This window comes from Hymenobacter daecheongensis DSM 21074 (assembly GCF_900141805.1).
Lineage (GTDB): Bacteria > Bacteroidota > Bacteroidia > Cytophagales > Hymenobacteraceae > Hymenobacter > Hymenobacter daecheongensis.
In genome coordinates, this window is the sequence record NZ_FQYN01000002.1 from 285,395 (window position 1) to 300,711 (window position 15,317).

The following is a 15,317-nucleotide window of genomic DNA, read 5'->3' on the forward strand; positions in this document are numbered from 1 at the left end:
ATCTGCGGCGCTTTCTTCCCTATGAAACGACTATTACTCACGCTGCTGTGCGTGCTGCCGCTGCTGGCGGCGGCCCAGAATGCGCCCGTTCCCGCCGATCTGTATTTTGCCGGCCTGCACCTGCGCCTCACCGACGGTGGGCGCAAGGCCGTGCAGCAAAAAGCCGATGCCCTGCGCAGCCACGCCGCCTCCTTCCAGGCCCGCGTGGCGCTGGCCGATGCCCATTTCCCGCTCATCGACCGCACTTTTCAGACCGAAGGCTTGCCCCAGGACTTCCGCTACCTCGTGCTGCAGGAAAGCGGCTTGCAGGGCGATGCGCAGTCCATTCATGATGCCGTGGGCTACTGGCAGTTCAAGCGCGAGTCGGCTACGGAGCTGGGCGTGCTGGTGAACGATGCCGTGGATGAGCGCAAGCACCTGGTGGTAGCGAGCCGGGCGGCGGCGAAGTATTTTCTGCGCAACAACGCCACGTTTCACAACTGGCTCAACGCCCTGCTCAGCTACAACTTGGGCCTGACCGGTGCCAAGCCCTACACGCTGCCCACCGACTACAACGCCACCGAAATGGAGATTTCGGAGCAGACGCACCCCTACATCATCACTTTTCTGGCCCACAAAGTGGCTTTTGAGCCCGCCTGCGGCCAAAATCCCAAGCCGGCCATGCTGCTGCAGGAGTTTCCGGCCCTGGCGGGCCAGCAGCTGCCGGCTCTGGCCGCCTCCCTGCAAACCGACCCCGCGGCGCTGGCCCGGCACAACCGCTGGCTGCTGCCCAACACGGCCGTGCCCACCGACAAGCCCTACACCCTGCTGGTGCCCATCACCGACCCGCTGCAGCTAACGGCCATGGCCGCCCTGCAAAAAGCGACGGCGGGCGGCCAGCTGCTGCACGAACCCACCGTGGACCCCCAAAACGCCGAATTCGTGCAGATCAACGGCCTGCGGGCCCTCATCGCCCTGCCCGGCGACACGAAGGAGAGTCTGGCGCAGCGGGCGGGCCTGAAGATGCGCAAGTTCATGCAATACAACGACCTGTTCGCCTTCGATAACATCGTGGCGGGTCAGCCTTACTACCTGCAGAAAAAGCGCGACAAGGCCGCCGTGGAATACCACATTGCGCAGGCCGGGGAAAGCGTGGCCACTATCTCGCAGAAATACGGGGTGCGGGCCAAGGCCATCTGGGCCAAAAACCGGATGCCGCGCAACGAGGAGCTGCGCACCGGCCGCATCCTGTGGCTGCAGCACACGCGCCCCCGCGAAGTAGCCATCGAGTATGCGCCGAGCGAAAATGCCGGGGCCGTAGCCGCCTTCGAGCGGCCGGCCACCGCGCCCGCTGCTACTGAGGAGCCGGCCCGAAAAAAGGTGAAAGTGAAGGTGAAAGACGAAGCCGAGCCCTACACCGGCCGCACGGCTGCCGCCAGCCGCGCCATTGAAGACGATGCGGCCGAAACCGCCTCCGCCACCGTGACCCAGGCCGATAGCGCCACCGACGACCACATGGACAACCTGAACGAGCTGCCGGCCGCTGCCAAAACCCAGGGCCCGGCGGTGGTTCGGCCGACTGCGCCCGCGCCCACTCAGGCATCATCAGTTCCCAGCGCATCAGCCGGGCAACCAGTCAAAAAGGCCCTGCCTGCCTCCTCCCCTATTGCCGATGAGCCCGCCGAGGAAGACGAACCCACGGCAACGGCCGTACCCGCTAAGCCCACCGCGCCCGTGGCCAAGCCAGAACCGGTGCGCAAAGAAACCCCAGTTGCGGCGGCCATACGGGAACCCGTCCCCGCGCCCAAAGAAGTGACCAAACCGGCAGCCGCCGCCCAGTCAGCCCCAGCGGCTGCCCCGGTGCCGCGCCCGCTGCCGCCCACGTTTCCTGCCCAAACTACTGCTGCCGCGGTAGAGCCCGTGCCGGCTAGCGGTATTCACATCGTGCAGAAAAGCGAGAGTCTCTACGCCATTGCCCGCCGCTACGGCCTGCGCCCTGCCGATGTGATTTTGTGGAACAGCCTACCCGCCAACCCTTCGCTGCGCCTGGGCCAGAGCCTGCGCGTGGTGCCGCCCACCGCCACCGGCACAACTCCGGCAGCTTCTGCCCAGCCAGTCCCGTCGGATGCCCCCGAAACTGCTCCGGCGGCCGCAGCTGCCTTGGCCCCCGTGCGCCACAAAGTGGCCGTGGGCGAGTCGATGTATGGCATTTCGCGCAAATACGGCGTCACCATCAAGCAGATTATGGAGTGGAACAACAAAGCCGATTTCAACGTGAAGCCCGGTGAAGTCCTGCTCATTAAGCCTGCCAAATAGGCTGCTGTAATGCTGTAGTCACAGAAAAGGGCCGCCCGGTTTGGGCGGCCCTTTTCTATGGGTAATGATTTTCTGCGAACCGGCTGCTACGCGGCCTGCGCCACCAGCACGGGCCGGCGGATGCGCAGGGTGCGGGCTTTCAACAGCTCAATCACCTCGGCATCGTTGTGATACCGCTCACCTAAGTTCACGAAGTTCTTGGCTAGCAGGTCGTAGCGCCGGGTCATCAGGTACACGAAGATGTGCAGGAAGTGAATGCCGTCGAATACGATGGCGTCGTTTTTGGCGTACTGGTCCAGGTTTTGGCGGAAGTGGTTGGGGTGGTCGGTCCAGTGCAGGGCGGGCTTGAGGTGGTGGCTGATGTGGTAGCCGTCGTTCCAGCACTTGTGGTTGTAGTTGGTATTGATGCAGGTCACGCTATTGGTATAGCAGTTGTCGGGCGTGTGGGCATTGATGAAAGCATGCTGGCTCCAGTTGCCCAGCATCATCACCACCCGCGACAAAATTACCGGCAGCACGAACACGGCCAGCGCCGCGGGCAGATTCACGAAGCACAGCGCCAGCGTAACGCCAATGTAGAGCAGCTCGCCGCGCAGCAGGCGGCTGCGCAGGGTGGTTTTCTGCTTGCGGTTGAAGTACAGCACCAGCTTCGGGATGCCCAGCAGAAAGAAGTCGCCGAGGTAGCGCAGAAAGCTCCGCCAAGAGTCGCGCTGGTAGAACATGGTGGAGCTTTCGTCGTCGGGCAGGTTGTTTTCGGGGTGATGCATGCCCATGTGGTGGGTGAAGTACGACTCCGGCGTTTGGCCGAACAACGGCCCAATCACCCACGGAATGTACTTATTCATGAACCCGTATTTCTGCTTGAACAGAATGCGGTGCGAGGTGCAGTGCAGCATCAGCCCAAACGGCCCCTTGAAGCGGGCATTGCTCAAGAATAGGTACACGGCCAGTACCGCCCACCACGCCCAGCCCGTGAGGGCCGGCACAAACAGCGCCGCCGCCAGCGGCAGCAGCGTGGCGCTGATTTGCAGCGTGAGGTAGGCAAACGGCAAATCCCGCTTATCCTGCAAAAACTTCAGAATAAATAAATCCGCGCGGGAAGGATTCTCGACGGCGGTATAAACCGGGTCGGTGGAGGCAGTTAGGAATTTCATGGGGAGGAAGGCCGGGCTTTTTTCGTTGCCCACTACTGGTGAATATTCTGGCACACTCGCCTGACGGCTGCTGATGGGCAGAATCAAGTGGGAAGGCAACGCGGACCGGGCAGCAGGGCACCCCGCGGGCGGCTGGCCTTTGGGGCCAATACTGTTCAGTTAACGCTTGGCAAGGTAAGTAGTTCAAACTCGGCAGTGGATCTGCCCAGGTAATCCGGGCTGTCGGGCCGAAGAAGGCGGAGCTGCCTCGGTTTTGGGCCTGCTGCCTTCCTTGCATTGGCTGTTGCCGAAAGCTAAACCTGCTCGCAAAAACAGCCTTAGCCGCTCACAAACTCGCCCGCCATAGCCGCAAATTCGCTAACAAGCAAGCGAACGAACCTCGGCCGGCTCGCTGTATCTTTACTTGATTAGAGTATCCAAAGCCCGCCGCCATGCCCGTCTTCTCGCACCTGCACTCCCACACCCAATATTCTCTGCTCGATGGTCAGGCCAGCATTTCGGCCCTGATGAAAAAGGCCCAGGCCGACGGCATGCCGGCCGTGGCCCTCACCGACCACGGCAACATGTTCGGGGCGTTCAACTTTGTGGCCGAAGCCAACAAGTACAACGTGAAGCCCATCGTGGGCTGCGAGTTCTACATGGTGGAAGACCGCCACAAAAAAACCTTCAGCCGCGAGAAGGGCGAGCGGGACAAGCGCTACCACCAACTGCTGCTGGCCAAGGACCAGGCCGGCTACCACAACCTGAGCAAGCTCTGCTCCATGAGCTTTATCGAGGGCGTGTACAGCAAGTTCCCGCGCATCGATAAGGAGATTCTGCTCAAGTACCACAAAGGCCTGATTGCCACCAGCTGCTGCATCGGCGCCGAGATTCCGCAGGCCATTCTGTTTGAGAGTGAGGCCAAGGCCGAGGAGCTGCTGAAGTGGTGGCTCGACGTGTTCGAGGACGACTACTACATCGAAATTCAGCGCCACGGGCTGATGAACTTCGACGGCACCGGCAAAAGCCAGGAAGACGTCAACCAAGTGCTGCTGGGTTTGGCGAAGAAGTACAACGTCAAGGTCATCTGCACCAACGACTCGCACTATGTCGAGCAGACCGACTTCGCACCGCACGATATTCTGCTGTGCGTGAACACCGGCGAAGAGCACAGCATCCCGGTCGGCGACTTCCAGACGCAGTATTTCCGCCTGATTTCCCAGGACAACAAGGTTCACTACGACCACCTCGACAACCTGCGCCACCTCTCCAGCCAGGATTCGGTTATCCGCCGCCAGCTCCAGCGCATCGACGAGGAAGCCCAGGCCCCCAAGCCGCGCGCCCGCTTCGGCTTCGCCAACGACCAGTTCTACTTCAAGAACCAGGCGGAGATGAACGCGCTGTTCAGCGACGTGCCGGAAAGCGTGGACAACACCAACGAAATCGTTGATAAAATCACGCCGCCGGTGCTGCAGCGCGACATTCTGCTGCCCAACTTCCCGCTGCCCCCCGAACACCCCACCGCCGACGCCTTTCTGCGCCACCTCACGTTCAAGGGCGCCTTCGAAGGCCCGAAAGCGCGCTACTCCGAGCGCACACCCGAAATCGAAGAGCGCCTGGACTACGAGCTGCGCGTGATTGAGACCATGGGCTTCGCTGGCTACTTCCTCATCACCCAGGACTTCATCAACCACGGCCGCAACATCGGCGTGGCCGTGGGGCCGGGCCGGGGCTCGGCCGCCGGCTCGGCCGTGGCCTACTGCATCGGCATCACCAACATCGACCCGATTAAGTACAGTCTGCTGTTCGAGCGTTTCCTGAACCCGGAGCGCGTGTCCATGCCCGATATCGACATTGACTTCGACGACGTGAACCGCCAGCGCGTGATTGACTACGTGGTGGACAAATACGGCAAAACCCAGGTGGCCCAGATTATCACCTTCGGTACCATGGCCGCCAAATCCAGCATCAAGGACGTTTCCCGGGCTATGGAGCTGCCGCTGCCCGTCGCCAACGACCTGGTGAAAATGGTGCCCGACCAGGTGGGCACCACACTACAGAAGGCCTTTGCCGAAAACCAGGAGTTGGATATGATCCGGCGCGACGACGCGCCCGACAACCTGCGCGGCCAGATTCTGCGTCTCGCTGAGAAGCTGGAAGGCTCGGTGCGCAACACCGGCATCCACGCCGCCGGCGTCATCATCGCCCCCGACGACATCACCAAGTACATTCCCGTCTCCACGTCCAAAGACTCGGACCTGCTTATCACGCAGTTCGACGGCAAGGTGATTGAGAGTGCCGGCATGCTGAAGATGGACTTTCTGGGCCTCAAAACCCTGACCATCATTGTCGATGCCATCAACCTGATTGAGCGCAACCACGGCGTCAAAATCGACATCGACGAGATTCCGATTGACGACCAGAAAACCTACGAGCTGTACCAGCGCGGCGACACCATCGGCACGTTCCAGTTCGAGAGCGAGGGCATGCGCATGTACCTCAAGGACCTCAAGCCCACCAACATCGAGGACCTGATTGCCATGAACGCCCTCTACCGGCCGGGCCCGATGCAGTTCATCCCGAACTTCATCAACCGCAAGCACGGCCGCGAAACCGTGGACTACCCCCACGAGCTGCTCGAACCCATCCTGAACTACTCCCAGGGCATCATGGTGTACCAGGAGCAGATCATGCAGACGGCCCAGATCCTGGCCGGCTACTCGCTCGGCGGCGCCGACTTGCTGCGCCGGGCCATGGGCAAAAAGGACATGAAGAAGATGGCTCTGGAGCGGGAGAAGTTCTGCGCGGGCGCCGAGAAGCTGCACGGCATCAAGGCCAAAAAGGCCAACGAGGTGTTCGACGTGATGGAGAAGTTTGCGGCCTACGGTTTCAACCGCTCCCACTCCGCCGCCTACTCGGTGGTGGCCTACCAGACCGGCTACCTCAAGGCCCACTACCCCGCCGAATACATGGCCGCCGTGCTCACCAACAACATGGGCGACATCAAGAAGGTGACCTTCTTCATTGAGGAAGCCCGCAAGCAGGGCGTAGCCGTGCTCGGGCCCGATGTCAACGAATCCATCCTGAAGTTCAACGTGAACAGCCAGGGCCAGATTCGTTTCGGGATGGCGGCCGTGAAGGGTGCGGGCGAGGCGGCCGTGGAGGAAATCGTGACGGAGCGCGACAAAAACGGGCCCTACGGCGACATCTTCGACTTCTCGCGCCGCGTGAACCTGCGGGCCGTGAACAAGAAAACCTTCGAGAGCATGGCCCAGGCCGGCGCCTTCGACTCGTTTGAGCGCTACCACCGCCGCCAGTTCATCGAAGCCCCCACCGGCGACCAGAACGTCATCGAGAAGGCCATGAAAGTGGGCCAGCAGCACCAGGCGGCCAAGGAATCGGCGCAGCAGAGCCTCTTCGGCGGGGGCGGCGGCGAAATGGCCATCCCAATGCCCAAAATCCAGGACATGGAACCCTGGAGCCCTACCGAGAAGCTGCGCCGCGAAAAGGAAGTGGTTGGCTTCTACCTCTCCGGCCACCCCTTGGACGACTTCAAGCTGGAAATCGACTCCTACTGCACCTGCGGCCTCGACAAAATTGAGAGCTACAAAAACCGCGACATTACGGTGGCCGGCCTGATTTCCAACGTGCTGTTCAAGACCACCAAAACCGGCCAGCCCTTCGTGAGCTTCAACGTGGAAGACTACGAAAGCAGCCTCAACCTGGCGTTGTTCCGCGACGACTACTCTAAGTTCTCGGCCCTCATCAACCCGCGCAACTACGACAAGGAGCAGGTGCCGCCCATGTTCATCCGCGGCAAGTACGCCCAGCGCTTCCGCGACTCCGACCAGTTCGAGTTCAAAATCATGACCATGGAGCCGCTCTTCAACGTGGCCGAAAAGCTCGCCAACGGCGTGCGCGTGCAGCTAGACCTGCGCACCATCACGGAACCCTTCATGGACCGCTTCATGGAAGCCGTGGAAGGCTGCGCGGGCTCCAAAAAGCTGGAAATCAAGTTTGCCGAGCCCCACGAGCACCTGGCCGTCGATACCTACTCGCGCCGCTACCGCATCGAGCCCAAGGAGTTCATCCGCAAGATGCGCGAGATGGAAATCGACGCTTGCCAGTTGATTTGATTCGGTGGCAATAGGCTATCATTTCGTGCTTGCCGAAGAAGCTCACGGGCTGATGCCACAGATTCTTTCGCGTACAAGCGGAGGTTTTGCGGCATCCGCTTTCAACTACAACTGAGCTAGATGGGCTCACAGTGCGGTTCTGGTCCCACTTCTGCCACTCTGTCCTGAATGAACTTTCCGGCCCGCGTCTTGTTGAACTCGCAATCTGCTACCTTGCGGCCCCGATGCACGTAAGTGAACGGATAACTCAACAAACAAACCCCCTACTGTTATGGGACACAAAGCCATCGAAATTACCGATGCCAATTTCGACCAGATCATCAATTCCGATAAGCCCGTGCTCGTGGATTTCTGGGCCGAATGGTGCGGCCCGTGCCGCATGGTGGGTCCGGTAGTAGAAGAGCTGGCCGGCGAATACGAAGGCCGCGTCGTTATCGGCAAAGTGGATGTGGACTCCAACCCGCAGACCTCCGCCAAGTTTGGCATCCGCAGCATTCCTACGCTGCTCGTGTTCAAGAATGGCCAAGTGGTTGATAAGCAGGTAGGTGCCGTACCCAAGCACGTACTGGCCCAGAAGCTCGACGCTCAGGTAACAGCTTAGCTTGCCGCATAAAATTTCAAAAAGCCCCGCTCTTTCAGCAAGAGCGGGGCTTTTTGGTGTGCGGTAAAATCGGCCAGAGGCCATCTTTGCTACCGGATTTTGCGGGTCTGACCGTCGTGTTTCTGGCGGTAGAGCACCCGGTCGGCCTGCTTTTCTTCGTGGCGCACCACACGGCGCTCGGCGGGGGTTACTACGCCATCGGCGCGGGCGGCCTGGCGGGCGTGGCGGGCATCGGCCTGCTGTGCCTGGGCACGAGCCGCCTCGGCACGGGTGAGTTGGCCGGAGCGCACCCCCTGCCGGATGCGGGCCTGGTCATTAGCGCGGGGCGCGACTTGGGAAAACGCGGCGGTGCTGGCCAGCAGGCTCAGCGCGGCGGCGCAGGCAAACAGGGAAGTTTTCATGGGACTGGGGAAAATGGGTTGGACCTATTTTCCTCTTGGAGCGCACCAACGGCCCAAGGTTTAATCAGCGGAACAGAACGACACGGCAAACAGGCTCAGTACGTTTCGTCCGGGTTGCCGGCGCGGGCCTCGGAGGGCGGCGTCTGGGTGGCTTTCACGCCGCCGAAAAGCTTGAAATTGGGCGCAAACATGATGGGCAGCGTGTAGGTCATGGCCGTGGGCACGTTGTATTCGCGGCCCGGCCGGAACGCCGGCAACGAGCCCACCACCCGCCGCGCCTCCGTATCCACCTCCGCCGATACGCCCCGCACTACGCGCACCTGCCCCACCCGGCCATCTTCGCCCACCGTGTACGACACGTACACCTTGCCCGTGATATTCTTGCGGCGGGCCGCTTTCGGATACACCGTGCTGCGGGCCAGATACTGAAGCAGTGCCGCTTCGCCGCCCGGAAACTGCGCCGCCAGCCGTCGGTGCGGCAGCCCTTTGTAGAGCGTACCGTCGGTGTTGAAGAACGTGACGCCCAGACTGCGGCCCCGGTCGAGGTGCTCGATGGCGCTGGCTTGGCCCGTGTCGTAGTAATAGCGCCATTCGCCATGCTGCTGGCCGGCTATGTAGTCGCCGCGGGAGCGTTTCTGACCGTTGCGGTGCACGCTGAGCCAGCGGCCCACGCGCTGCCCGTCGGCATATTCGCCGCGCTGGCTTACGTGCCCATCCTCATACCACGACACATATACCCCATCAGCCTCATCATCCTGATAATGCACCTGACCGGCCTTGGCTCCATTCGGGTGATACCAGGTCAGCATTCCGTTGCGCACGGCCGGCTCGATGGAAGAAAGCGTGCCGCGCAGCAGCAGCGTGCCCGCGAGTGAATACTCGCGCATGGCGTAGCCGCTTTCGCCTTTGCGCTCTATCAGGCGGTAGTGCGTGGCGCTGTCGGGCACAGTTTCCTCGTCGTGCGCATTCAGGTAGACCGCGGGCATGGTCTGGCCGTGCGCGGCCGTCGCCAGAGCCAGAGCCAGAAAAACGCAGAGCACAACAAGACATGCTTTCATAGGACGCTGGGCAAATAGGAGTCAGTCTAGGAAAGATACTGAATTACCTACCTCCAGACAATACTATGCCCGGTCGTTGGCCTAAAAATACCATATCCCCCGCGTCACCCTCTATGCACCGCCAAGACCAGCGCAACGAAAAACGACTCTCCCGCGGCGCGAAAAAGTCGTTTTGGCAGACTCCACAAAGCTGCGGGCGCGGCTAATCCAGCTGAATCGGGCGGTTCAGGGTTTCTTCCAGCGAGATGAGCGTTTCGGTGCGCTCGATGCCTTCAATGAGCTGCACGCGGTGATAAAGCACGTCGCGCAGGTGCTGGGTGTCGCGGCACACGAGCTGCGCGAACACGCCATAGGCCCCGGTAGTGAAATGAATGCTGACCACCTCCGGTATTTCGCGCAGCTGATCGGCCACGCTCTTATACACCGAGCTTTTGAGCAGGTAGATTCCCAGAAAAGCGCTGACCCCGTAGCCCAGCTTCGGGTAGTCCATCTTGAGCGTAGCGCCTTTCACGATGCCTAGCTCCTCCAGCCGGGCCATGCGCACGTGTACTGTACCGCCCGAAACATTCACTTTTCGCGCTACTTCCGTGTACGGAATCTTGGCGTCCTCTATCAGAAGGGCCAGTATTTTCCGGTCGGTGTCATCAAGTTCGTAATTCCGAGCCATTTTGAAGTACTTGAATTGCCTATATTAAAACAATAGGCCTATTGAATTAAAAAGAATGTAAATTTTACTACAAATATCTGAAGATATTTTATTACTTCAGCCTGTATGCTACATTTGTCATAATCCTATGCAACCGGTATGGGACTACCTTGTAGGATGATGGAACTGGCAGACATACCCTCCTCTCTCGAGGGTGGTGATTCGGGAGAAACTGGTCCGGCGGCCGGCTAACTGCACCGTGAAGGTTCGAACCCTTCTTCTACAGCTTTGGATGGATAATGTGAGGAGGGGAAAACGGGAACGTATCTGGGTGGGTACGTTCTTATTGCTGAGCGACTGTATCTGGGTGGGTACAGTCCTTCTATAAGAGGCTGCATCTGGGTGGGTGCAGCCTTTTTTTGGGTCTTGGTCAGGATACTGCATAGGGAATCTTCACTCGCCCGCTTCTGGCTTCCAGCGCTAATTTTGCGCAAAGAACGCCAATTCCGGCCAGTAATTGCAGGCCCGGTCACAAATCGTTGTGCGGCCGGTGGGTGCCTGGCTTGCTCGTTAGGGCCTTGAAACGTGCTACTTCAGCGCCCGGACCGTCACGGGGTTGCCCTGCTGGCGGTATTCCCGCAGGCCCGCCTCCAGAAACTTCACAAACTCGGCCACCGAGGGCTCGTAGGCCAGTGGGGTCACCAGCGGCTTGCCGGTAGCCTCTTCCGGGTCGAGCAGCACGTAGTAGGGCTGCGCGTTCACGCCGTAGCGCGTCACCTGCAGGTCGGCGTTTTTCTTGCCTAACGTGGTTTTCTGCTGGTTGTCGCGGGCCGAGGTATACCACTCCTGCTGCGGCAGCGCGGCCTTGTCGTCTACGTAGAGGGCCACTACCACGTAGTTTTCGCGCAGGTGCCGGAGCACTTGCGGATCGCTCCACACGGTGGCTTCCATCTTGCGGCAGTTTACGCAGGCATGGCCCGTAAAATCGATGAAGATGGGCTTGCGCTGGGCCTTGGCGCAGCGCCGGGCCTGCTCCAGGTCGAAGTAGCCCTGCAGGCCGTGGGGCAGCTCCAGGAAGTCGGCGTAGCGCGGAGCCTCGCAGAGCGTGCTGCGCACCGGTTGGGCGGCATTGGCGTTACTCAGCGAAAAATCGTGGTTGCTCTGCGGGGGCAGATAGCCGGCCAGCAGCGGCAGCGGCGCCCCAAACAGGCCCGGCACCAGATACACCATAAAGCTGAAGGCCAGCACCGCCATCAGCAGCCGGCCCACGCTGAGGTGGCCCAGGTCGCTGTCGTGCGAGAGCTTGTACTTGCCCAGCAGATACAGCCCCAGCAAGCCGGAAAGCGTAATCCAGAGCACAATATATAGGTCGCGGGGGAGCAGGTTCCAGTGGTAGGCCAGGTCAGCCATGCTCAGGAACTTGAGGGCCAGCATCAGCTCGATGAAGCCCAGCACCACCTTCACCGTATTGAGCCAGCCGCCCGAGCGGGGCAGGCTTTTGAGCCAGGAAGGAAAGATGGCAAACAGCGTGAAGGGCAGCGCAAACGCCAGCGAGAAGCCCAGCATCCCGACGACCGGCATAATGGTCTGGCCGCGAGCCGCCAGCCCCAGCACCGTGGCCACAATGGGTCCGGTGCAGCTGAACGACACCAGCACCAGCGTGAAAGCCATAAAGAACACGCCCAGCCAGCCGCCTTTGTCGGCCTGCGCGTCGGCTTTGTTTACCAGCGCGTGCGGCAGCGTGATTTCAAACAAGCCCAGAAACGACAGCCCGAACACCACGAACACCACGAAGAAAATCAGGTTGGGCAGCCAGTGCGTGGCCATAAAGTTGGGGCCATCCTCGCCCAGCAGCCGGGCCACTATCACGCCGATAATGGTGTAAATCAGAATAATAGATAAGCCATAGACCAAGGCTTTGAGGATACCCTGCCGGCGCGTATCGGAGCTGCCGGTGAAGAAGGAAACGGTCATGGGCACCATCGGGAACACGCAGGGCGTGAGCAGGGCAGCCAGCCCGGAGAGAAAAGCCAGGAAGCCGAAGCTCCAGAGCCCGCCGCTTTCCGGGGCAGCAGCCGGCCCAGCCGCTGCTACGGTAGTGGCCGGGGCCGGGGCCGCCGGAACTGCCGCCACGGCCGGCGGGGCGTTGGCGTCAAGGCTTTGGGTGGCAGCGGTATCGGCCGGTTGGGCTGCCAAGCCGGGAGCAGCAGTGACCGGGGCGGCAGCGGCAGCCGGAGTAGCAGCAGCGGCCGGCACGGGGGTAGCGCCTGCTGCGCCAGCAGAGCCCGAAGCCGTACTCGAAACTGCGGCGGCGGCCGATGCCACAACGGCAGTCCCCGTTACGTCCAGGGGGCCGAAGGTCAGGGTTTCGGAGCCGGGCACGCAGCGGCCGTCCACGTCGGTGCAAGTTTGGTATTCGGCTTCGGCCCGGATGGTAAGCGGGCCAGGCTGCAGCAGGCGGATGCGCTGCCGGATCTGGCCGGTTTTTTCAAAATAGGTGATGTCGCCTTTGAAAACTTCATCAAACTTTTTCTTCGTGCCAATGGACTTGGGCTTGCCCACCAGCTCGTAGGCGGGGCTTTTGGCGAAGCTGAGCGTGAACACAGTAGGGCCAAGGTCGGGGTCGAAATCGGTGGCGTAGAGGTGCCAGTTGGTATCGATGCGGGCATTTATGACCAACTCTACTTCCTCGCCGGCTTTGGCTGCTGACTTACTGAGCGCGGCGCTGAGCTTGGTGGGCGTGAGTACCTGCGCCCACGCGGCTCCGGAAAGCAGCAGGAGCAGAACGAGTAAAATGTTTTTTTTAGAAGCGAACATGAAGCAGCGGAAGGCCAATGATGGGGTTCAAAATCAAACAAAGTACGGCAGGAAGTGTCACAAACTTAATGCACCCGGCCGCCGCCCGGCCCCGATTCGGGCTACGGCCGCGGGCTATTTGCAGCGCCGAAGGAACCGCTTGGGCGAAATCCCGTACTTTTGAAGGATAAAGGAAGCTGTGCCGTCCGAGCCGAAGCCTCCGAACCTATGGTCTTAAATATTGTTTTCACCGTTCTGCTGGTTTTGCTGAACGGATTTTTCGTGGCAGCCGAGTTTGCGCTCGTTAAGGTGCGGCTCTCCCAGATCGACTTACGCGCGCAGGAAGGCAACCGCCTGGCCCGCCTCACCCAGAGCATGCTCCACAACCTGGATGCCTACCTGTCGGCTACGCAGCTGGGCATCACGCTGGCGTCGCTGGCGCTGGGCTGGATCGGGGAAAGCGTGGTGGCTTCCGTCATTCTGGCGCTGGTGCATCAGCTTCATCTGAACGTGACCACCGAGCTGGCCCATCAGATTGCCATTCCGATTTCCTTCGCTATCATCACGGTGCTGCACATCGTCATTGGTGAGCAGGCGCCTAAGGTGCTGGCCATTCAGAAGCCCGAGGCCACTACGCTGCTGGTGGCCGCCCCGCTACGCTTCTTCTACATCATCACGTTTCCGGCCATCTGGCTGCTCAATAAGCTCTCTAACATGCTGTTGGGTTTGTTCGGCGTGCAGTCAACCCACGGCTCCGAGATTCATACGGCCGAAGAGCTGCGCCTGCTGCTCGATCAGGGCAAGCAGAGCGGCGAGATTCAGGATTCGGAGCACGAGCTGATTGAAAACGTATTTCAATTCAACGACCGGATGGTGAAGCAGATTATGGTGCCCCGCACCAAAATTGCGGCCATCGACGTACACGCGCCCCAGGAGCAGGTGCTCGAAACCGTGTACAGCGAAGGCTACTCGCGGGTGCCGGTCTACGAGGATTCTATCGACAATATCGTGGGCATCCTCTACGTGAAGGACTTGCTGCAGATCATTCGCCGTAATGAGCCCATCGTGCTGCCCAAGATCATGCGGCCCGCCTATTTCGTGCCCGAAACCAAGAAAATCAACCGGCTGCTGCGCCAGTTTCAGCGCAAGCACATGCACATTGCCATCGTCTCCGACGAGTTTGGGGGCGTTTCGGGCATCGTGACCATTGAGGACATTATCGAGGAGCTGGTGGGCGAAATTCAGGACGAGTACGACAACGAGGTGCCGGTGGTGGAGAAGGTTTCGGAAACCGAATACCGCGTCAACACCTCCACCTCTATTCCCGACGCCAACGAATACCTGCCCTTCCCGCTGCCCGAAGGCGGCGACTACGAAACCGTTGGTGGCCTGCTGAACGTGATTTACGGCAGTATTCCGGAAGTAGGCGACGTAGCCGTGCTCGACCACTATGAGTTTCGGGTGCTGAAACGCTCCCGCCGCGTGGTAGAGCTGGTTCAGGTGCGCCTGACGACTTCCGAAGAGCGCGAAGCCGCCACCGACGAAGCCCTGAATATGTAGGCTTTAGGCAAAGTCCATTAGCAATAAGAATCCCTGCCGTAGTGCATACGGCAGGGATTCTTATTGCTAATGGACTTGATATACTTCGGGCGGCCGGCTGGCTACGCTGCCCAGTGTAGGGCGCCGGGCAGCAGCTACGGCTTTAGCCAGCTGGCGTAAGTCACGTAGTTTTCGGCGGTGCGGAGCAGGCCGGCGGCCTGCTCCGCCGTCACGGGCTTTATCTTGCGGGCTGGAATGCCGGCGTAGAGGTAGCCGGGCTCACAAACGGTGTTTTCGAGCACTACCGCGCCGGCCGCGATGATGCAGCCCCGACCCACCACGGCGTTGTCCATCACAATGGCCCCCATACCGATGAGCACTTCATCTTCCACGGTGCAGCCATGCACAATGGCCCGGTGCCCGATGCTGACGCGGGAGCCGATGGTGGTAGCGGCTTTCTGGTAGGTGCAATGCAGCACCGCGCCGTCCTGAATGTTGGTCTGGTCGCCGATGCGGATGTGGTTCACGTCGCCGCGAATCACGGCGTTAAACCATACGGTGCAGTCGCGGCCCAGCGTCACGTCGCCGATGATGGTGGCGTTGTCGGCCACAAAGCAGCCGGGGCCGAGCTGGGGCAAAATACCGTGGACGGGCAGAATAAGGGCGGGCATAGCCAGATGAGCAGATGGTGAGGAAGAATAGCCAAAGAACG

Annotated in this window: 10 protein-coding genes; 4 read left to right on the forward strand and 6 right to left on the reverse strand. The window is 60.6% G+C overall.

Features of this window, described 5'->3' with window-relative positions; genetic code table 11:
* The first annotated feature begins 21 nt into the window (after positions 1 to 21).
* The gene (locus tag BUB62_RS04140) at positions 22 to 2,295 is read left to right on the forward strand and encodes a LysM peptidoglycan-binding domain-containing protein (RefSeq protein WP_073106566.1); all 2,274 of its coding nucleotides are present in this window, start codon (positions 22 to 24) and stop codon (positions 2,293 to 2,295) included.
* Between the two features lie 86 nt (positions 2,296 to 2,381).
* Here the strand turns inward: BUB62_RS04140 and BUB62_RS04145 are convergent, their stop codons facing one another.
* A complete protein-coding gene (locus BUB62_RS04145) occupies positions 2,382 to 3,449 on the reverse strand; it encodes a fatty acid desaturase family protein (protein ID WP_073107295.1) in 1,068 nt (355 codons plus the stop codon).
* A 431-nt stretch (positions 3,450 to 3,880) separates the two neighbouring features.
* Between BUB62_RS04145 and dnaE the strand changes: the two genes are divergently transcribed.
* Positions 3,881 to 7,564, forward strand: coding sequence for a DNA polymerase III subunit alpha (gene dnaE, locus BUB62_RS04150; RefSeq protein ID WP_073106569.1), 3,684 nt, complete (start codon positions 3,881 to 3,883; stop codon positions 7,562 to 7,564).
* Between the two features lie 271 nt (positions 7,565 to 7,835).
* Positions 7,836 to 8,165 carry a thioredoxin gene (trxA, locus tag BUB62_RS04155; protein ID WP_073106571.1) on the forward strand — a complete coding sequence of 110 codons (330 nt, stop codon included), beginning with the start codon at positions 7,836 to 7,838 and terminating at the stop codon, positions 8,163 to 8,165.
* Positions 8,166 to 8,254: 89 nt separating this feature from the next.
* Here the strand turns inward: trxA and BUB62_RS04160 are convergent, their stop codons facing one another.
* The 4 genes from BUB62_RS04160 to BUB62_RS04175 form a co-directional block, all read right to left on the reverse strand.
* Positions 8,255 to 8,566, reverse strand: a complete 312-nt coding sequence (locus BUB62_RS04160; RefSeq protein ID WP_073106573.1) for a hypothetical protein — start codon at positions 8,564 to 8,566, stop codon at positions 8,255 to 8,257.
* 95 nt (positions 8,567 to 8,661) lie between these two features.
* Positions 8,662 to 9,624 carry a TonB family protein gene (locus BUB62_RS04165; RefSeq protein WP_084538816.1) on the reverse strand — a complete coding sequence of 321 codons (963 nt, stop codon included), beginning with the start codon at positions 9,622 to 9,624 and terminating at the stop codon, positions 8,662 to 8,664.
* Positions 9,625 to 9,826: 202 nt separating this feature from the next.
* A complete protein-coding gene (locus BUB62_RS04170; RefSeq protein ID WP_073106579.1) occupies positions 9,827 to 10,291 on the reverse strand; it encodes a winged helix-turn-helix transcriptional regulator in 465 nt (154 codons plus the stop codon).
* Between the two features lie 567 nt (positions 10,292 to 10,858).
* Complete coding sequence (locus BUB62_RS04175) at positions 10,859 to 13,087, reverse strand: protein-disulfide reductase DsbD family protein (protein WP_073107298.1); 2,229 nt, start codon at positions 13,085 to 13,087, stop codon at positions 10,859 to 10,861.
* A 207-nt stretch (positions 13,088 to 13,294) separates the two neighbouring features.
* On the opposite strand from BUB62_RS04175, the gene BUB62_RS04180 reads away from it, so the two are divergent.
* The gene (locus BUB62_RS04180) at positions 13,295 to 14,626 is read left to right on the forward strand and encodes a hemolysin family protein (RefSeq protein WP_073106582.1); all 1,332 of its coding nucleotides are present in this window, start codon (positions 13,295 to 13,297) and stop codon (positions 14,624 to 14,626) included.
* A gap of 134 nt (positions 14,627 to 14,760) precedes the next feature.
* Here the strand turns inward: BUB62_RS04180 and BUB62_RS04185 are convergent, their stop codons facing one another.
* Positions 14,761 to 15,276, reverse strand: a complete 516-nt coding sequence (locus BUB62_RS04185) for a gamma carbonic anhydrase family protein (protein ID WP_073106585.1) — start codon at positions 15,274 to 15,276, stop codon at positions 14,761 to 14,763.
* Positions 15,277 to 15,317: the final 41 nt, after the last annotated feature.

Excerpts from the sequence above, each read along its gene's own strand:
- BUB62_RS04185 (WP_073106585.1), bottom strand. The coding sequence starts at position 15,276 with ATGCCCGCCCTTATTCTGCCCGTCCACGGTATTTTGCCCCAGCTCGGC.
- BUB62_RS04180 (WP_073106582.1), top strand. The coding sequence starts at position 13,295 with ATGGTCTTAAATATTGTTTTCACCGTTCTGCTGGTTTTGCTGAACGGA.
- BUB62_RS04175 (WP_073107298.1), bottom strand. The coding sequence starts at position 13,087 with ATGTTCGCTTCTAAAAAAAACATTTTACTCGTTCTGCTCCTGCTGCTT.
- BUB62_RS04165 (WP_084538816.1), bottom strand. The coding sequence starts at position 9,624 with ATGAAAGCATGTCTTGTTGTGCTCTGCGTTTTTCTGGCTCTGGCTCTG.
- trxA (WP_073106571.1), top strand. The coding sequence starts at position 7,836 with ATGGGACACAAAGCCATCGAAATTACCGATGCCAATTTCGACCAGATC.
- BUB62_RS04160 (WP_073106573.1), bottom strand. The coding sequence starts at position 8,566 with ATGAAAACTTCCCTGTTTGCCTGCGCCGCCGCGCTGAGCCTGCTGGCC.
- BUB62_RS04140 (WP_073106566.1), top strand. The coding sequence starts at position 22 with ATGAAACGACTATTACTCACGCTGCTGTGCGTGCTGCCGCTGCTGGCG.
- BUB62_RS04170 (WP_073106579.1), bottom strand. The coding sequence starts at position 10,291 with ATGGCTCGGAATTACGAACTTGATGACACCGACCGGAAAATACTGGCC.
- dnaE (WP_073106569.1), top strand. The coding sequence starts at position 3,881 with ATGCCCGTCTTCTCGCACCTGCACTCCCACACCCAATATTCTCTGCTC.
- BUB62_RS04145 (WP_073107295.1), bottom strand. The coding sequence starts at position 3,449 with ATGAAATTCCTAACTGCCTCCACCGACCCGGTTTATACCGCCGTCGAG.